Raw genomic sequence first — 17,521 nt, 5'->3', positions numbered from 1 at the left:
TAGCCTATCTATCAATTATAATATATCTGGAAAAATAGTTAAGGAGGAAACCCATGCTACGTTTGGTATTTATTTTTTTATATATGAGTGGCTATTTAGTGTATAGTATCCCAAAGCTAAGACGAATGCAGGCACTACCGAAGGGAATGTCTGCACGAGAAAGAGATAGACTCGTTCAGGAAACACCTAAGACATGGTCGGAAACCATCATGAAAATGACAGACTCAAAGGTTGAGGTTCGAGGAGAACAAAATTTGCCGGAGGGACCTGTTTTAATCGTAGGTAATCATGAGGGAGATTTTGATATCCCATTATTGTTAGGGTTTTTAAATAAACCGTTTGGATTCATTTCAAAAATAGAAGTGAAAAAAGTGCCAGTGCTTTCCAAATGGATGGATGTGATGAATTGTGTTTACCTTGATCGAAAGGATCGGCGCCAAGCAGTGCGCTCCATTCGAGAAGGAGTTAAACTTTTAAAAGATGGTCATAGTATTTTAATTTTTCCGGAGGGTACACGAAGCAAGGGTGGCCCGATAGGTGAGTTTAAATCAGGGAGCTTAAGACTTGCTAAAGATGCAGGTGTCCCGATTGTTCCTATCTCGATTGAGGGAACCGCCGATGTTTTCGAGAAGAATGGAAGACTGATTAAACCGGCAAACATAACTCTAACCATTTGTCCCCCCATCCCGTTTAAAGACTATCAGGATAAAGACCTGAAACTAGTCGCAGAGGAACTGAGAGAAATGATAGTTAGTAGTAGAAGATAGATAATTGTATGTGTTGTCTGTATCCAGCTCCAGCGCCAAGCTACTCTTGTACTTCGCCTACGTTTATTAATGCGAAATATTAAAAAACTTTCATCAATTAACGCTTTTTCATGATATAATGTACCAATTAATTATTTTAAGAAACGAGGGTGCTGTATGGAACAAAAAACAGTAGCGAAAAAATGGGTGCAAGTCGAGGATATATTGATTGCCTACAGGCATCTTAAGGAAATTGTTGCCCATACACCACTACAGAAAAATGAACGACTTTCTGAAAAATATGGGGCTAATGTTTATCTTAAAAGAGAAGACCTGCAACATGTCCGTTCTTTTAAACTAAGAGGGGCATATTACTCAATGAAGCTTTTAGGTGATAATCTAGAAAATGGTGTTGTATGTGCCAGTGCTGGAAATCATGCTCAAGGTGTAGCATTCGCATGTAGACAACTTGGAGTGAAAGGGAAAATATTTTTACCAGCCACAACCCCGAAGCAAAAAGTAAAACAAATTGAAATGTTTGGACGTGAATTTGTCGATATCATCCTTGCAGGGGATTCTTTCGACGATGCTTATAGTAAAGCTGTGGAGTGTGCAGAGAAAGAGGAACGTACCTTTATCCATCCTTTTGATGATGAAAAAGTCATTGCTGGGCAGGGTACAGTGGCAGTAGAAGTAATGAATGACTGTGAAGAACCCGTTGACTATATACTCGGAAGCATTGGTGGTGGTGGGTTAATGTCAGGTGTGGGCACTTACATAAAAAGTGTCTCTCCAGCTACTAAAGTAATTGGGGTAGAACCAGCTGGGGCTGCATCAATGAAGGCTTCTATTGCTAACGAAAGCGTTTTGCCTCTAGAGAAAATTGATACCTTTATTGATGGAGCGGCAGTAAAATGCGTTGGCTCCAAAACATACGAGATTTGCAATGAGATCCTTGATGATATTGTAGTGGTACCAGAAGGTAAGGTATGTACATCGATATTGGAGCTTTATAATGAGCATGCCGTTGTCGCTGAACCTGCGGGAGCCATGCCTATCGCTGCCCTAGATTACATCAAAGATGAGATAAAAGGGAAAACCGTGGTATGTGTCATTAGTGGAGGAAATAACGATATCAGCCGTATGCAGGAAATAAAGGAACGTTCCCTTTTATTTGAAGGGTTACTTCATTATTTTATCGTTGATTTCCCTCAACGTGCAGGCGCACTACGGGAATTTCTTGATGATGTTCTCGCACCACAAGATGATATTACTAGATTTGAATATACAAAAAAACATAATAAAGAAAGTGGTCCAGCGCTTGTAGGGATTGAATTAAAGGATAAAAATGAGTATTCTCGACTTAAAGCAAGCCTTGAAAGAAAAGGCTTCTCCTTTCTCGAATTAAACAAAGATAACCAGTTGTTTAATTTACTTGTTTAAAAATCATAATAGAGATAAAATGTGTGTTGGAATCAAGTATAAATGTTACATTTACATCACTAAATTTGTTATTGTGAAAGTCTTATGAACATTTATAGCTAAACCCCAAAAAGGGCAACAAATGCACTATAATTATGGTAGATTTACAATGTGAAAGGAGATGTTGATCAATGTTATCGAACATCGGTGTTCCAGGATTAATTTTAATCCTTGTGTTGGCCTTAATCATTTTTGGCCCGAAAAAGCTTCCAGAGATTGGTAGAGCTTTTGGTCAAACCCTTCGTGAATTTAAAAAATCCACTCGCGAGTTGACAAGCGATGTAATGGAAGATTTTGAAGAAGAGAAGAAAGAAATACAGAAATCATTAAAATAGGTGTAGGATGGTTGCTCTTACACCCAACTTTTTAAAATGAAAGTCGCATACAAGCTACAGCGCGAGAGAAGTGCTGTAGCTTTTCTAAATACGCATCCACGTTTGGTAGGGGAGATTTATGGAAGATAAAGAACTTAATGTAATAGACCACTTGGACGAGCTAAGAAAACGATTAATTCTCACAGTTTTTGCGTTTTTAGTCTTTTTTGTTGTGGGTTTTGTCTTTGTTGAAGATATTTATCAATTTTTTGTTCAGGATCTGGACGTCAAGCTAGTTGTTCTTGGGCCAAGTGATATCGTTTGGATATACTTTATGATTGCCACGGTGATTGCCATAGCTGGGACAATCCCAGTGCTTGCAACACAAATATGGCTTTTCGTTAAGCCGGCCTTAAAACCGATTGAACGAAAAATGACACTTTCCTATATTCCAGCCTTGTTTATCCTCTTTATCGTGGGTCTTTTGTTTGGATATTTCGTCATTTTCCCTACTATCTTAAACTTCTTAGTTGAATTAAGCGGTGACATGGTAGTTACGAACTTTACTGCTGATAAGTATTTCCGTTTTATTTTGAATATGACGATTCCATTTGGCGTGCTTTTCTTAATGCCTGTAGTCGTGATGTTCCTAACTTCCTTAGGCATTATTAATCCTTATGTGCTTGCGAAGATCCGTAAGTATGCTTATTTTGTGCTAGTTGTTGTTGCCGTTGTCATTTCACCGCCAGATATTATGTCTGATTTTCTTGTAACTGTACCACTGCTATTCCTTTACGAAATCAGTATCAATCTTTCTAAGATTGTTTATCGAAGAAAGTTGAAAAAGGAAAAAGAGTGGGAAGAGCAAATGGGCTACGATGAGGAAAATCAAAAGTAGGCGAGTCTAGAATCATTTAAGAAAGCAGCTTGAAGTTTTAGAAAATGTAAAACGGACACAAATTGAGAAAATAATAAGGTATAATATATTAAGGGTATAAAAGCGGAATGATTTTATACAAAATGGTTCCGAGTATTAGAGCTAAAAAATAACGCTTATCTTTTGGTGCCTATTAGGCACCTTTTATTTTATTTAGCCAGGTTTCATTACGCTCATTCAGGAGCAAATGATTTGAAGGGAGTAGCCTTCAACGAAAAAAGGTGTATGAAGAAGAAATCAAGAAACTGAGCTTAAAGCTTAAAAAATTTTTTTACTTAGAAAGGGATAGGTATGGCGAAGGTTAAAATTGTAACAGATTCTACAGTTGATTTAAGTGATGAAGACTTATTAAAATACGATGTACATGTTGTTCCCTTATCAATCACGATTGATGAGGAGCATTTTCTAGATCGTGTAAATATTACTCCAAGTCAATTCATGGAAAAAATGAAGAATTCCAAAGAACTTCCGAAAAGTTCACAGCCTCCAGTAGGGGAGTTTTTAAAAGTATATGAACAATATGCGAAGGAAGGCTATGAAATTCTCTCGATACATATGACGGGGGGAATGAGTGGAACTGTGGGTTCTGCAGAAACTGCTGCAGGTATGGTGGGAGCTAATGTTAGGGTAATTGATTCACGTTTTATTTCTAAGGCTTTAGCTTTTCAAGTCATCGAGGCAGCATTATTGGCTAAGCAAGGTAAGAGTATCGACGAGATACTAGATAGACTCGATGAAGTTAGACAACAGACCCAGCTCTTTGTCGTGGTTAATACCCTTGAGAATTTAGTTAAAGGCGGCAGGATTGGGAAAGGAAAAGCCATGATTGGTTCCTTGTTAAATATTAAGCCAATTGCATCACTCGAAGGTGGAGTTTATACTCCAGTTTCAAAAGCCAGGAGTCATTCTCAGGTTATCAAGTTCCTTGCACAAAGGTTTGCCGAGGACGCTAAAGGGAAGTTCATAAAAGGTGTGGGTCTTGTTCATGCAGATGGAAATGAACTTGCTGAAAAATTAAAAGCAGCTATCATAGACATTACAGGCTATAATGATATTCATATTCAAGATACAACGCCCATTGTTAGCACACACACAGGACCTGGTGCTATTGGTTTCATGTATTACATAGAATAGTCATTCAGTAAATCTATCTTCCACTTTTAAAAAAGGCGAAAAAGAAATAATATATTTATACGGTAGACTCAATCTATTAGTGAAGACCTTTCTCTTCCTTAATTAAAAGACCTTTGCTAGAATGAGGATGGAATCATATTGAAATTAGTGGGGGAAAATCATGAAAAAACATGTTTATGCTGTAATCCTCGCTGCTATATTGGTGATGGCTGCGTGTGGACAAAAAGGGATAGAAGGAGCATTGAATTGGCCAATTGAGGATTTCAATTCAATTAATCACAATGGTGACGCTTTTTCACTCGATGATCTACAAGGAAAGGTTTGGGTCGCTGATTTTATTTTCACCAATTGTGCGGATGTTTGTCCGCCTATGACCGCGAATATGAAAAAATTGCAACAAATGGTCAAGGAAGAGAAGCTTGAAGATGTAGAATTTATCTCTTTTACCGTAGACCCAAAGGTTGATACTCCAGAAGTTCTTCGTGAGTATGGCGAACGTTTTTATGTAGATTTTGAAAACTGGAATATGTTGACCGGATATACACAGGATGAAATCGAAACCTTTGCAATGGACAATTTTAAGACCTTAGTGGTTAAACCAGATGAGGGAGATCAGGTGATTCACCAAACATATTTCTACCTTGTAAACCAGGAAGGAGAAATTATGAAGCAATATTCTGGTTTGAATGATATCCCCTTTGAGGAAATTATCAGTGATATAAAAGCAATACAATAGACCTTATTTAGGTCTTTTTTTTGAATTTGAGTTTCTCCACTAAGGAGCGAGGGCATATGTCAATGTAAGAAAATGAATGATATAATATTATCAAAAAACGCAAAGGGTTAATTGTAAAGTCCTTAAAGAGGAGAGCTTTCAAATCAATGAAGAATAAATGGAAAGTTGCATTTTTTATCCTACTCGGAGTTGTGGGGATTTTTATCGGGACCTTATTGATAATGGCTAGTACCCCATTTGAACGACCCGAAACAAATGATAAGAATGTCGGGATTACAGAAGATGAACATGTTTCGTTTTTAGTTCGGACGAATAAAGCAGATTTAAATAAAGTCATTAATCATTACTTAGTTGAAGAAGGCTTTACGGGGCCGCTTGATTATCAAGTCTTTGTGAAGGATAATGTCGAGTTATACGGGACTTTTCCTGTTTTTGGGCAAAATTTAGAAATGTTGCTGACTTTTGAGCCGCAGGCACTCGAAAATGGTGACCTCTTGTTAAAACAGAGATCGATTTCAATTGGGTCTTTAAATCTTCCTGTCGCTTATGTCATGAAGGTGATTCAGCAAAATTATAAGCTTCCAGACTGGGTGGAAATACAGCCTAACAATGAAAGTATCTATGTCTCTTTACAGGAGATGGAACTCAAAAGTGATATTAAAGTGAGGGCAAATTCGTTTAATCTAAAGCGGGATGATATTTCATTCACTCTGTGGGTACCTGTAAACTAGAATGAAATTACAAGGGTGTTTCCTTTAGGGACACCCTTGTTGAATTGTTGATAAAATACAAATAAGAAGTAATTGAAGGATTTTATATAAATTGAAAGTCTTTTGGGTGTTGGATATCACTCCATAGAATAAAATCATCATTTTCTAAAATGATACCGGAATAGGCTGTATTAGGCTTAAGCGAAAGTATTGGCAAATTTAAGACTACTTCGTTTGTTCCGTGTTTTCTCGCTTCAAGATCAAGCTTCATTGGCGTTATTCCAAGGTATGAAGTAGCATTCCTATAATTTAATTTAGGAAAAATTACGTCTCTGTTTTTTACAGCAATATCAATTTCTCGAGCATTAGGTGATAGGTTCAGAAACCGAATTTTTGCTTCGCCTACAGGGACAATGGGGTGGTCTTCGAAGGCAAGTAATTTTTGATTCCGAGAATCTTTAGTTGTCACCAAGGTATAATATCTACCAGCTGCTAAAAAGATATTTTTCTTTAAAAGTTGTTGACCTCGATTTCCGGCAACATTTATTATAATTTGATGTTTCCCGGGTGGAATTAAGAGGTATTGGTTCGTTTCGCTATAGGAAAGATCGGTTATGATGGGGATGCCATCGAGATAAATATCCAATTTTCGGTTTGATTTATCTGAATGGAACACCCTCAGTCGTGCTGGTAATGGTTGTGAGTCACTTCTATAGGTTGTCGGAGTTCTCTGTGATGGCTTATTATGGTTTTTTATATGATTCAAGTAACCATAAATATGGGGACTCAGATTTCCGTATTTATAAAAATTGGATAATTCTTGGTACATGGCCGCTTTGTACAAATAATTTGCTGCGCTTTCATTCACGGTCATATCCTTCTCCCTTACAAATATTCTTGGAATTTTTGATATACATAATCAGAAAGGATTCTTTATATAGTATGGTTTTGCAGGCATACATGTGCCCACGCCGTAAGAAATAGGTGTACTTTCATAAGGGAATGAATATTATCTTCCGTATATCATTACTCTTGGGTCAAAAAAACAAAAAACGATTAAATCTGGAATCTTTAAGAGATATTAAATGTTAGGTACGTTCTGTAGATTGTTATGCACAATAGAATGCATCAAAATAATATGTTAACCAAACCAAAAGAATGAGGATAATAATTAAATAAAGAAGGTTGCTTTTGGCGGTTAAAAGAAAACGGTAGTGGTGTTTTGAGAACAGATAAGCCATATTACTTGACTTTAAATTCGGATAGTTTTACCATTACCTTTTTAAAGTCACCGAAAGGAATGTACTGCTATGTTAAAAAAGTTATTTGGTAAAAAAGAAGAAATTAAAACTGTGCAATTGTTTGCTCCAATTACTGGTAACGCCGTAACTCTAGACAATGTTCCGGATCCTGTCTTTTCAGAAAAGATGATGGGAGATGGAATTGCGATTGAACCAACGGAAGGCTTAGCTATATCGCCCGTAGATGGTGAAATCATCCAAGTGTTTCCAACTAAGCATGCCATCGGGATAAGAGCAAAAAATGGTGCGGAAATTCTTATTCATATTGGCCTTGAAACAGTCTCTCTAAACGGTGAAGGCTTTGAAGCGTTTGTAAAAGAGGGCGAGAAAGTAAAGGTTGGAGATAAGCTCGTATCATTCGACCTTGATATCATTAAGACAAAGGCGAAGAGCACGATAACTCCAGTTATCATCACAAATACTGATCAGGCTTCATCTCTTGAAGTGAAGGCACAAGGGCCAGTTGAAAAAGGCAATACCCCAGTGCTAGAAGTAACATTTAGTTAATAATAAGGAAAGGTGTAGTGCTTCAGGTACTCACCTTTTTTCTTTGGAAAAGAAATATAGGCGAATGCACAAACAGGTCAAGTACCCACGGCATAAGGTAGAAGTGTAAGAAATATAGTAAAAGAGGAGAGATGTTTCATGCATCATTATGCTAATCAACCTGCACCTATGTCACCTGTTGGGATGGCACCTGTTGCCGACTACGGCTACTGTGGTGGGTACCCTTATGCCGGTGTTGCAGGTGTGGGGACTAACAACACTTTCGTGTTAGTCGTGGTACTATTTATTTTGCTTATCATCATTGGTTGCAGCTGTGGAAGTTGGTAAAAATAGATAAAAATTGTCCGGACTCCCGGACAATTTTTTTTTGCTTTATAATATAGAAAAAAGTGAGTTAGATACTTCATAATGTTTGATATCATAGAATTAAGAATTAGATTGACATCGCCCATTAAAAAGCTTATATATAAATCAGAATCTTTTACAAAAATGGATGTAATTATCCAATTAAGAGGGTTGAAAAAATGAAATTTGCTACTAGGTTATATGTTGGTTTTGGAATTATTATTGCTATGATGACGATTTTGCTCTTGGTTAATATTAGTATTCAAAGTAGACAGTCAGAAGAAATTAAGGAGCTTGTAAAAGAGCGTTACCAAAAAATCAAACTTCTAAACGAAATCCGCGAAGATGCTTTTTATATACATGCGGATCTAGAAGGGGAATATATTACTGCGACAGACAATAACCTAAAATCCAGACGTGAAATTATCTTTGATCTTAATCAGAATATGGATACGCTCATTGAAATGAGTTTGGGTGAAAAGGAAAAGCAGGATTTCATAAAATTGAAACTACTAGTTGAAAGTTTCGAAGAGACCATTGACAAGATTAATGAAGAAATAATTGAACTTGAAAGTGTAGAAGGTTCACTTCGTATTGCTAGACAGGATAGAGATGCAATTCTATCTAATATTACAATATTAATAGAGAATCAAGAAATGATAATGGATACAATGATTGAAGAAACAGAGCAAAGATTAAATGCTGCAGTCAATACTGGAATTCTATCGATAGTTCTAGGAATTATTTTAGGAATCGCTTTGTCCTTTTGGTCAATCAGAACCATTACTACTCGCTTAAGAAAGCTCAAGGAAGTGATGAAAAGTGTTGGAAATGGTTCAGAGGAGCTTCCACGCATAATGGTAACAAGGGATGACGAAATTGGAGAAATTGCGAATGCCTATAACGAAATGGCGTCGGCATTAGAGAGTCACGAACGAAAAGAACGAATCTATAAGAAAAGTATCGAGGAGCAAAATGCAATAAAAACACAGTTGTCAGAGCTTTCTATGATATCTCAAGAAATACATGACCTAAAGAGTCTAGGGCAGGAATATATTCAAGCAATTATTCCAGCCGTAAACGCGTGCTACGGTGTGATTTATTTGAAAATAGAAAAAAAGGATAAACGTACGTATCTCAAAAAAATCGCCTCCTATGCAAATGACAAGGTAAAAGAGAAAATTGAATTAGGCGAGGGTTTAGTGGGTCAATGTTTGCAAGATGGAAGGCCAATAAGGCTCTTTGACATTCCTAAAGATTTTATTAGGATTTCCTCGGGGCTAGGGGAATCAAAACCGCGAAGTGTTCTGATTCTACCGATTAAGCTAGACGGAGAAGTACTTGCAGTGATTGAACTTGCTAGCTTATATGATTTTACGAATACACATGAAAGTTTTTTACAGCAAACTAGTGACCAGTTGGGTAGCATTATCAATCGGATTTTAAAGCAAATGCAGGTGAAACAGCTTTTAGATGAAACCAAGACTCTGAATGATGAGCTACAAAATCAGTCAGAGGAATTGCAACTACAACAAGAAGAATTAAAAACGATGAACGAAGAACTAGAGGCACAATATCGCCAGTCTGAAAAACGGACAAGTGATTTACAGCAAGCAAAGGCAGCGCTTGAGGAGAAAACGAAACAGGTATTGCTCAGTTCGCAATACAAGTCTGAATTTCTAGCAAATATGTCTCATGAACTCCGAACGCCATTAAATAGCCTATTGATTTTAGCCCAAATCCTTGTTGAGAACAAGGAAGGCAATTTAACAGACAAGCAAACTGATTACGCAAATACGATTTATTCATCAGGCAAGGAGCTCCTAGAGTTAATCAACGATATTTTAGATTTGTCGAAAATTGAATCTGGAAAACTTGATTTTCATATTGGGGAGATCGATTTAAGGGGTGTTATTTCCTTTGTAAATAATCAATTTAGTGCCATTGCTGAACGAAAGGAAATCAAATTCGAGGTGCAAATTGAAGAAGAGGTCCCGACCATTTTTTACTCAGATGAACAAAAAATCTATCAAGTTATTAAAAATCTAGTATCAAACGCAATAAAATTCACTGAAAAGGGAAGCGTGCAATTAAGAGTATTTAAATCTAATCTAGAAAAGGTAGGTTTTAAACAGGATGTCATTGCTTTTGCTGTCAGTGACACGGGTATCGGGATATCTGATGAGAAACAAGACTTAATCTTTGAAGCATTTCAACAGGCGGATGGTACAACCAGTCGGAGGTTTGGTGGTACTGGGCTAGGACTGTCAATTAGTAAGGGGATGGCTGACCTTGTAGGAGGATCAATCTCGGTTGAGAGTGTGGAAGGTCAGGGAAGTACGTTTACTTTCTATTTACCTCTTACTCTCAATGAAAATGTGGAAACTAGTGGAGTGAACCAAGAAGTAGCGGTAACAGCTGAAAGTTCCGTCCAGAATGAGTCTACCTCAGATCTCCTTTTGATTCAGGAAGCGACTAGTGAATGTCAAGAGGATATCCTTTCTGGAAAAAATGTTCTCTTAGTAGATGACGATATGAGGAATGTTTTCGCACTGACAACAGTCCTTGAGGAAGTCGGAATTAACGTGTTATTTGCTGAGAATGGTAGAGAAGCATTAATGACTTTGGAGGAGAATTCAGAGATTGATCTAATTCTTATGGATATTATGATGCCAGAGATGGATGGATATGAGGCCATTAAAAGAGTACGAGCCACAGAAAAACATGAGCAATTACCGATTATTGCGTTAACGGCAAAAGCAATGAAGGATGATCGGGAAAAATGTTTGAAGGCTGGAGCATCAGATTATATTAGTAAGCCGGTTAATCTAGAGCAACTACTGTCCCTACTGAAGGTATGGTTATATAAATAAGCAGGGGGTTTTAGCTATTGATAGCATTCTTAGTAATGAAAAGTATATAGTGCAAAGCCCTAGTGCAGATTTAGAAGGAGTCGAATTAGAGCTCTTGTTAGAAGGGATTTATCGGTATTATGGGTATGACTTTAGGAATTATTCTTTTTCTTCGATTCAAAGAAGGGTTTGGCATCGAATTCAAAGGGAAAAACTTGAATCCATTACTGCCCTCTTAAATAAGGTTTTGCACGATCCTTTGATGATGGAAAAATTGTATCTCGATTTTTCCATCAATGTTACAGAAATGTTTAGAGATCCATCCTTCTTTAAGGCGCTTAGACAAAAGGTGCTGCCTCAATTAAGGCATTTACCAAGTATAAGGATTTGGCATGCAGGATGTTCAACCGGTGAAGAAGCATACTCCATGGCAATCCTTCTTCAAGAGGAAGGGCTATTAGATAAAACGAGGATCTATGCGACGGATATGAATAACCATGTCCTTAAACAAGCAAAGCTCGGATCTTTCCCTCTTCACAAAATGAAAGGGTATACCAGCAATTATGTACATTCAGAAGGAAGAAATGACTTTTCTGAATACTATACCGTTCGAGAGAATCATGCCATTTTCCATCGAGAATTAACAAAGAACATTGTGTTTGCTCAACATAATTTGGTTACAGATGGGTCTTTTAATGAGTTTCATCTGATTGTATGTAGGAATGTGCTCATTTATTTTAATCGAGAATTACAAGCAAGGGTTCATCAATTGTTTCTTAATAGTTTAAGTTCAAATGGATTTTTGGCCTTGGGAAATCGGGAAGGGCTTTCTTTTCCAAATAATGAAGAAATTTATCAATTTTTTGATGAAGAAGAAAGAATTTATCGAAGAATGAAAGGAGGGCAGTGAGAAAATGGACAATCGAATGGTCAATATTTTACTAGTTGATGATCGGGAAGAAAATTTACTTGCATTAGAAGCAGTTCTCACTTCCCCTAATTTTCGCTTAATTAAAGCCCATTCAGGGAATGAAGCCTTGAAATGGGTGTTGAGGGAAGAGTTTGCTGTGATTATTATGGATGTTCAAATGCCTGATATGAATGGATTTGATACAGCGAAAATGATACGAAAACGAGAGAAAACGAAGGATGTACCAATTATCTTTGTAACTGCGTTAAGTCAAACAAATGATAATGTGATGCAAGGGTACTCAGTGGGAGCAATTGATTATATTATTAAACCCTTTGACCCTCATATTTTAAAATGCAAAGTTAATGGGTTTGTATCCCTGTTTTTGAATCAGAAGAAAGTGGAAGAACAAGCAAAAATTATTGCTGTGAGAACGAGGGAGTTAGAAGAAGCGAATCAAGCATTAAAGAAAAATGAGGAAATGCTAGAAGCTCTTGTTATCAAAAGGACAGATGAATTAACCAATATAAATCAAAAGCTTTTGGAGAGTGAAGAAAAGTATCGTAGGCTCGTTGAGGAGTCCCCAGAAGCCATAATTTTAACAAAGCAAAATCATGAAAAACCCACATTTGTTAATCAGACAGCAGTTAAGCTTTTAAAAGCGGCATCAAAGGATGAGATACAAAAACGGTCATTATTTGAATATATTCATCCTGAAGACCATGAAAAGGTGCGAAAGATATTTTCTGAGAATAGGGGAGGGCATAATACCTACGAATGCCGCATCATTTGTTTAAATGGGGAAAACCTTCATGTAGAAGTCAAAAGCATTCCATTTGATTATCAAGGCGAACCCTGCTTACATATTTTAGTGCGGGATATTACCGAGTTGAAGCAAAGCCGAGAATATATGCACCAAACTGAAAAATTAACCGTTGTGGGAGAGCTTGCTGCGGGAATTGCCCATGAGATTCGTAATCCCTTGACTAGTTTAAAAGGGTTTACCCAATTACTGGGGGATAAGATTGATTCCAATCAGGACTATATGGATATCATGATCACAGAAATAGAACGGATAAATACAATTGTAAGCGAGCTTCTATTATTAGCTAAACCAAGAAAGTTAGACTTTAAAGAACTTAATATCGGAATGGTCCTCAAGAAGATTATTACTCTTATGGAAGCCCAAGCAAATCTATATGGAGTTAAAATTAAGTGTAATCAATGTGAGGGGGTTCCTTCTCTTATTATCCACGGGGAGGAAAACAAACTTAAACAAGTCTTTATTAATCTTTTGAAAAATGCGATTGAGGCGATGGAGGAAGGTGGAGAGATCACTATTTCGCTTCAGAGAAGTGAAAAGGACGTTGAGATTAAAATTATCGATGGTGGCAGTGGAATATCTCCGGAGCTTCTTTCCAAAGTCGGCCAACCATTTTTTACAACGAAAGAAAAAGGGACAGGCTTAGGATTAATGGTGTGCTACAGTATTATTGAAAGCCACCAGGGAAAAATGGGAATTGATAGTAAAAGTGGACAAGGGACAACGGTATCAATCTTGTTGCCCCTCTACCAAACCCAAGAAAACCAAATGGAGTATACCTTATAATTGGCTGGCAAGATGTTTTTAACTGAGACACTGGAAAGGAAAAGAAATGATACCACAAAGATTAAAACCTGGTGATGAAATAAGAATTATTGCTCCATCAACAAGTATGGCACTTGTTAAGGGAAAACAAATCGATATCGCGATGAATCGCCTCAGTGACCTAGGATTTAAGATAACATTCGGAAGACACTGCGAGAATCATGATGAATTTTTTAGTTCCTCTGTTGAAGAACGGATAATTGATTTGCATGAGGCTATCACAGATCAAAATGTTAAAGCCGTGTTAACGGCAACTGGTGGCTACAATTCCAATCAGCTTTTAAAATATATCGATTATAAATTAATTGCCGAAAATCCAAAGATCTTCTGTGGATATGGTGATATTACTTCGCTACTCTTGGCTATTTATCATAAGACAGGTCTCATTACATATTCAGGTCCGCATTTTTCTAGCTTCGGGATGAAACATGGATTTGAATACACTTTAAGATATTTCTTAGAAGTGGTTACAAATGATGCTCCCTTTGATATTGAACCGTCAGAACAGTGGTCAGATGACGCATGGTATTTAGAACACGATCAAAGGACCTTTGTTCAAAACAATGGCTATACGATTATACAGGAGGGAAGCGCGACAGGTAACCTGATTGGAGGAAGCCTTTCAACCATTAACCTTCTACAAGGAACTGAATACATGCCGTCTTTAGAAAATAGCATTCTCTTTATTGAGGATGATGAAGAGACACACGCAAGGATTTTTGAGCGACAACTCCAATCACTCCTTCAACAACCAGAGGTTAGGGGAATACAAGCTGTGTTAATTGGAAGGTTTCAAAACAACTCACAAATGACTGAACCAGCATTGCAGAAAATCATTACTACTAAACAGGAACTCCGGGGAGTCCCCGTCATTGCCAATGTTAATATTGGGCATGTCCACCCATTTGCGACCTTTCCAATAGGCTCCCAAGCAACAATTAATGCGATTGGCAATCATATTGAAATAGCGATTGACCAAAACAGAATATAGGCACAATGATGAACTGGTACCTAGTAAAGGGTACCAGTTTTTATTTATCGAATACCATTCTTTAAGAAAGAATCTTCACTCCTCCTCATATAAATTAGAGAAGGGCTGTAAGTGAATTGACACGTTTCAAGGGAAGCGGAGTGAGATAATGGATCGAACCTATTTAATTAAACCAGAACTGGACGAAGACTACCCAGTAATTGATTACGGCAAAGGGGTATATTTATTCGATATTAGCGGGAAGCGATACCTTGATGCGTCCTCTGGCGCTGTCACGGCAAATATTGGCCATGGTGTGGAAGAAATCAATGAAGCCATGATGGACCAAGCTAAAAAAGTTTCATTTGTTTATAGATCGCAATTCACGAGCGTGGCAGCTGAAAAACTTGCAGAGAAAATAGCTTTATCCACACCTGGAGACTTGAATTGGAGTTTTTTTGTGAACAGTGGGTCAGAAGCAACGGAGACTGCTATGAAGATAGCCATTCAACACTGGCAAGAAAAGGGCCGACCACTTAAAACCAAAATACTCTCTAGATGGGTTAGTTATCATGGGATCACGATTGGTGCTTTATCAATGTCAGGTCATCCAGGTCGAAGATCTAGGTTTGTTCCATTATTAGCAGACTTTCCTGTTGTTTCGCCTCCCTACTGTTATCGTTGTCCATTCAATAAGGAACCTAAAAGCTGCGGCTATGAATGTGCCAAGGAGTTGGATGTTGCCTTTAGAAGGATTGGACCTGAGTCAATCGCAGGTTTTATTGCAGAACCAATTGTTGGGGCTGCTGGTGGAGCGATTACTCCACCCAAGGATTATTACAGAATAATAAAAGAAATTTGTGAGAAGCATGACATTTTATTTATTGCCGATGAAGTCATGACAGGGTTTGGTCGAACAGGAACCATGTTAGCATGCGAGCATTGGGGGATTGTTCCTGATCTTGTTTCCCTCGGGAAAGGAATGGGGGCAGGTTATGCTCCAATTGCTGCAACACTTGTAACGGAAAGGGTTATGGAACCAATAAAAAAAGGCTCCAAAGTAATTATGAGCGGACACACCTTAAGTGCAAACCCACAATCCTCAGCCGTAGCCCTTGCCGTTTTGGAATATCTGGAAAAAAATAACGTTATAGAAGACGTTGAAGCAAAAGGAACTTATTTAAAAAATTCACTTAAAAAATTAAAGACCCTTTTCCCGTTTATAGGTGATATAAGGGGAAAGGGATTGTTAATTGGAATAGAATTTGTTGGCAATCCCAAAACAAAGCAATCCTTTCCACGTGAGTTGAATGTAACGGAACGGGTAGTAAAGATGGCAAAGGATGTTGGACTTTTACTTTATCCGGCAACCGCTGGGGAGGATGGCAAAAGCGGGGATGCCATAATAATCTCTCCCCCACTTACCATCACCAAGCGGGAGATTGAGGAGCTTGTTAGGTTGTTTACTTCTGCTCTTACTAAAGTACAAGAAGAATTAGAAACAAAAGGAGTAAAGACGGAATGGTAGAGTTGCAAAATCCTTTTAAGAAGATTGCTTCCTTGGATCAGGCGCTCGAACAGCTTCAAGATGGAATGACCATTATGTTTGGTGGTTTTGGAGGTGTAGGTTCGCCACCAGCTTTAATTGATGGGATGATTGCTAAAAATCTAAAAGACTTAACCTTAATAGGAAATGACACAGGCTTTCCCAAAATCGGAATTGGGAAAATTGTGAGTCAAGGAAGGGTAAGAAAAATCATTGCCTCTCACATAGGGTCAAATCCCATTGCTGGAAGGCTTATGAACGAAGGATTGTTAGAAGTTGAATTCTCGCCACAAGGAACCCTTGTGGAAAGAATCCGTGCTGGGGGAATGGGACTAGGGGCTGTACTTACAGATGTAGGGGTGGACAATGAAATCGTGTCTGCGGGCAAGAAACGGATGGAATTAAATGGAAAGAACTATTTAGTAGAGCCAGCTTTAACAGCTCAGGTTTCAATTGTCTATGCAAAGAAGGCAGATCCCTATGGCAACCTTATCTATGACAAAAGCGCGAGGAACACAAATCCACTGGTAGCGATGGCCGGTAATTATACGATTGCAGAGGTTGAGGAAATTGTTCCTCTTGGAAGTCTAGAGCCTGAGGAAATCGTAACACCAGGAGTCTTTGTGGATATGGTCATTCCTTCAAGTGGAGTGAACTGGAAATGGGCGTGGGAATAGCACCTGTAATGTAGGAGGTTCATATTGATGGGATTGAATCTAGATGTTAGGAACAAGATGGCAAAACGGGCAGCTGAGGAAATAAACGACGGAATGGTTGTCAATCTTGGGATTGGAATCCCTTCCCTTGTTCCCAACCATCTTCCAGAAACAATGACAGTCATGTTCCATGCAGAAAATGGAATCCTTGGAATCGGTCCGTCGCCTTCTACAGGTAGGGAAGATGAAAATCTTTGTAATGCAGGCGGGTTTCCAGTTACGGTTGTTCCTGGAGCCTCTTACTTTGACAGTGTGACTGCCTTTGGCATGATTCGTCGTGGCAAGATAGACGTCTCTATTCTCGGTTCCTTACAAGTAAGTAGTCGAGGAGACTTGGCAAACTGGATTATTCCAGGGAAAAAGGTACCAGGAATGGGCGGGGCAATGGAGTTGGCGTCAAAAGCGAACAAATTAATTGTCTTAATGAATCACACGGATAAAACAGGGTTGCCGAAAATTTTAGATGAATGCACGCTACCACTTACTGCAAAAAAATGTGTGGATTTAATCATAACTGAACTAGCTGTATTCGAAATCTTTAATAAGAAGCTGATGTTAATCCAACACTTTAACACTACCACAGTCAATGAAATTATCTATAAAACTGCCTGTGACTTTTTAATAGCTGAAAATCTATCAGTTATTGACTATTAGATAAAGGCCTGGA

The 17,521-nt window shown here is 38.0% G+C and carries 17 protein-coding genes; 16 read left to right on the top strand and 1 reads right to left on the bottom strand.

Annotation, left to right across the window (positions count from 1 at the left end):
* The first annotated feature begins 53 nt into the window (after positions 1-53).
* The 7 genes from LG336_RS18845 to LG336_RS18815 all read left to right on the top strand — a co-directional run bounded on the left by LG336_RS18845 (position 54) and on the right by LG336_RS18815 (position 6,080).
* Positions 54-767: a lysophospholipid acyltransferase family protein gene (locus LG336_RS18845; protein WP_404329031.1), complete on the top strand. Its 714-nt coding sequence runs from the start codon at positions 54-56 to the stop codon at positions 765-767.
* Between the two features lie 156 nt (positions 768-923).
* On the top strand, positions 924-2,189 hold the full coding sequence (ilvA, locus tag LG336_RS18840; protein WP_404329030.1) for a threonine ammonia-lyase IlvA: 1,266 nt from the start codon (positions 924-926) through the stop codon (positions 2,187-2,189).
* A 170-nt stretch (positions 2,190-2,359) separates the two neighbouring features.
* The gene (locus LG336_RS18835) at positions 2,360-2,563 is read left to right on the top strand and encodes a twin-arginine translocase TatA/TatE family subunit (protein WP_404329029.1); all 204 of its coding nucleotides are present in this window, start codon (positions 2,360-2,362) and stop codon (positions 2,561-2,563) included.
* Between the two features lie 118 nt (positions 2,564-2,681).
* Positions 2,682-3,440: a twin-arginine translocase subunit TatC gene (tatC, locus tag LG336_RS18830; protein WP_404329028.1), complete on the top strand. Its 759-nt coding sequence runs from the start codon at positions 2,682-2,684 to the stop codon at positions 3,438-3,440.
* Positions 3,441-3,770: 330 nt separating this feature from the next.
* A complete protein-coding gene (locus LG336_RS18825; protein ID WP_404329027.1) occupies positions 3,771-4,613 on the top strand; it encodes a DegV family protein in 843 nt (280 codons plus the stop codon).
* A gap of 160 nt (positions 4,614-4,773) precedes the next feature.
* Positions 4,774-5,349, top strand: a complete 576-nt coding sequence (locus LG336_RS18820) for an SCO family protein (protein ID WP_404329026.1) — start codon at positions 4,774-4,776, stop codon at positions 5,347-5,349.
* Positions 5,350-5,495: 146 nt separating this feature from the next.
* Positions 5,496-6,080, top strand: a complete 585-nt coding sequence (locus LG336_RS18815; RefSeq protein WP_404329025.1) for a YpmS family protein — start codon at positions 5,496-5,498, stop codon at positions 6,078-6,080.
* Between the two features lie 82 nt (positions 6,081-6,162).
* Here LG336_RS18815 and LG336_RS18810 read toward each other — a convergent pair whose 3' ends face one another.
* Positions 6,163-6,933: a DUF4397 domain-containing protein gene (locus LG336_RS18810; protein ID WP_404329024.1), complete on the bottom strand. Its 771-nt coding sequence runs from the start codon at positions 6,931-6,933 to the stop codon at positions 6,163-6,165.
* A 436-nt stretch (positions 6,934-7,369) separates the two neighbouring features.
* Between LG336_RS18810 and LG336_RS18805 the strand changes: the two genes are divergently transcribed.
* The 9 genes from LG336_RS18805 (at position 7,370) to LG336_RS18765 (ending at position 17,508) form a co-directional block, all read left to right on the top strand.
* On the top strand, positions 7,370-7,867 hold the full coding sequence (locus tag LG336_RS18805) for a PTS glucose transporter subunit IIA (protein ID WP_404329023.1): 498 nt from the start codon (positions 7,370-7,372) through the stop codon (positions 7,865-7,867).
* 138 nt (positions 7,868-8,005) lie between these two features.
* Complete coding sequence (locus tag LG336_RS18800) at positions 8,006-8,194, top strand: YjcZ family sporulation protein (protein WP_404329022.1); 189 nt, start codon at positions 8,006-8,008, stop codon at positions 8,192-8,194.
* Between the two features lie 197 nt (positions 8,195-8,391).
* Positions 8,392-11,085 carry a response regulator gene (locus LG336_RS18795; protein WP_404329021.1) on the top strand — a complete coding sequence of 898 codons (2,694 nt, stop codon included), beginning with the start codon at positions 8,392-8,394 and terminating at the stop codon, positions 11,083-11,085.
* 49 nt (positions 11,086-11,134) lie between these two features.
* Positions 11,135-11,974, top strand: coding sequence for a CheR family methyltransferase (locus LG336_RS18790; RefSeq protein ID WP_404329020.1), 840 nt, complete (start codon positions 11,135-11,137; stop codon positions 11,972-11,974).
* Positions 11,975-11,978: 4 nt separating this feature from the next.
* Positions 11,979-13,583, top strand: coding sequence for an ATP-binding protein (locus LG336_RS18785; RefSeq protein WP_404329019.1), 1,605 nt, complete (start codon positions 11,979-11,981; stop codon positions 13,581-13,583).
* A 46-nt stretch (positions 13,584-13,629) separates the two neighbouring features.
* Positions 13,630-14,613 carry an LD-carboxypeptidase gene (locus LG336_RS18780; protein WP_404329018.1) on the top strand — a complete coding sequence of 328 codons (984 nt, stop codon included), beginning with the start codon at positions 13,630-13,632 and terminating at the stop codon, positions 14,611-14,613.
* Positions 14,614-14,761: 148 nt separating this feature from the next.
* Entirely contained in the window at positions 14,762-16,120 is a 1,359-nt protein-coding gene (locus tag LG336_RS18775) for an aspartate aminotransferase family protein (RefSeq protein WP_404329017.1), read from the top strand.
* On the top strand, positions 16,114-16,815 hold the full coding sequence (locus LG336_RS18770) for a CoA transferase subunit A (protein ID WP_404329016.1): 702 nt from the start codon (positions 16,114-16,116) through the stop codon (positions 16,813-16,815). Before LG336_RS18775 ends, LG336_RS18770 begins: the two co-directional genes overlap by 7 nt.
* Positions 16,816-16,842: 27 nt before the next feature.
* Positions 16,843-17,508, top strand: a complete 666-nt coding sequence (locus LG336_RS18765) for a 3-oxoacid CoA-transferase subunit B (protein WP_404329015.1) — start codon at positions 16,843-16,845, stop codon at positions 17,506-17,508.
* The last annotated feature ends 13 nt before the right edge of the window (positions 17,509-17,521 follow it).

Source organism: Mesobacillus maritimus (assembly GCF_044803185.1).
In the GTDB taxonomy this organism is placed as follows: Bacteria; Bacillota; Bacilli; order Bacillales; family Cytobacillaceae; genus Mesobacillus_B; species Mesobacillus_B maritimus_B.
This window is presented reverse-complemented; position numbering and strand designations above follow the sequence as displayed.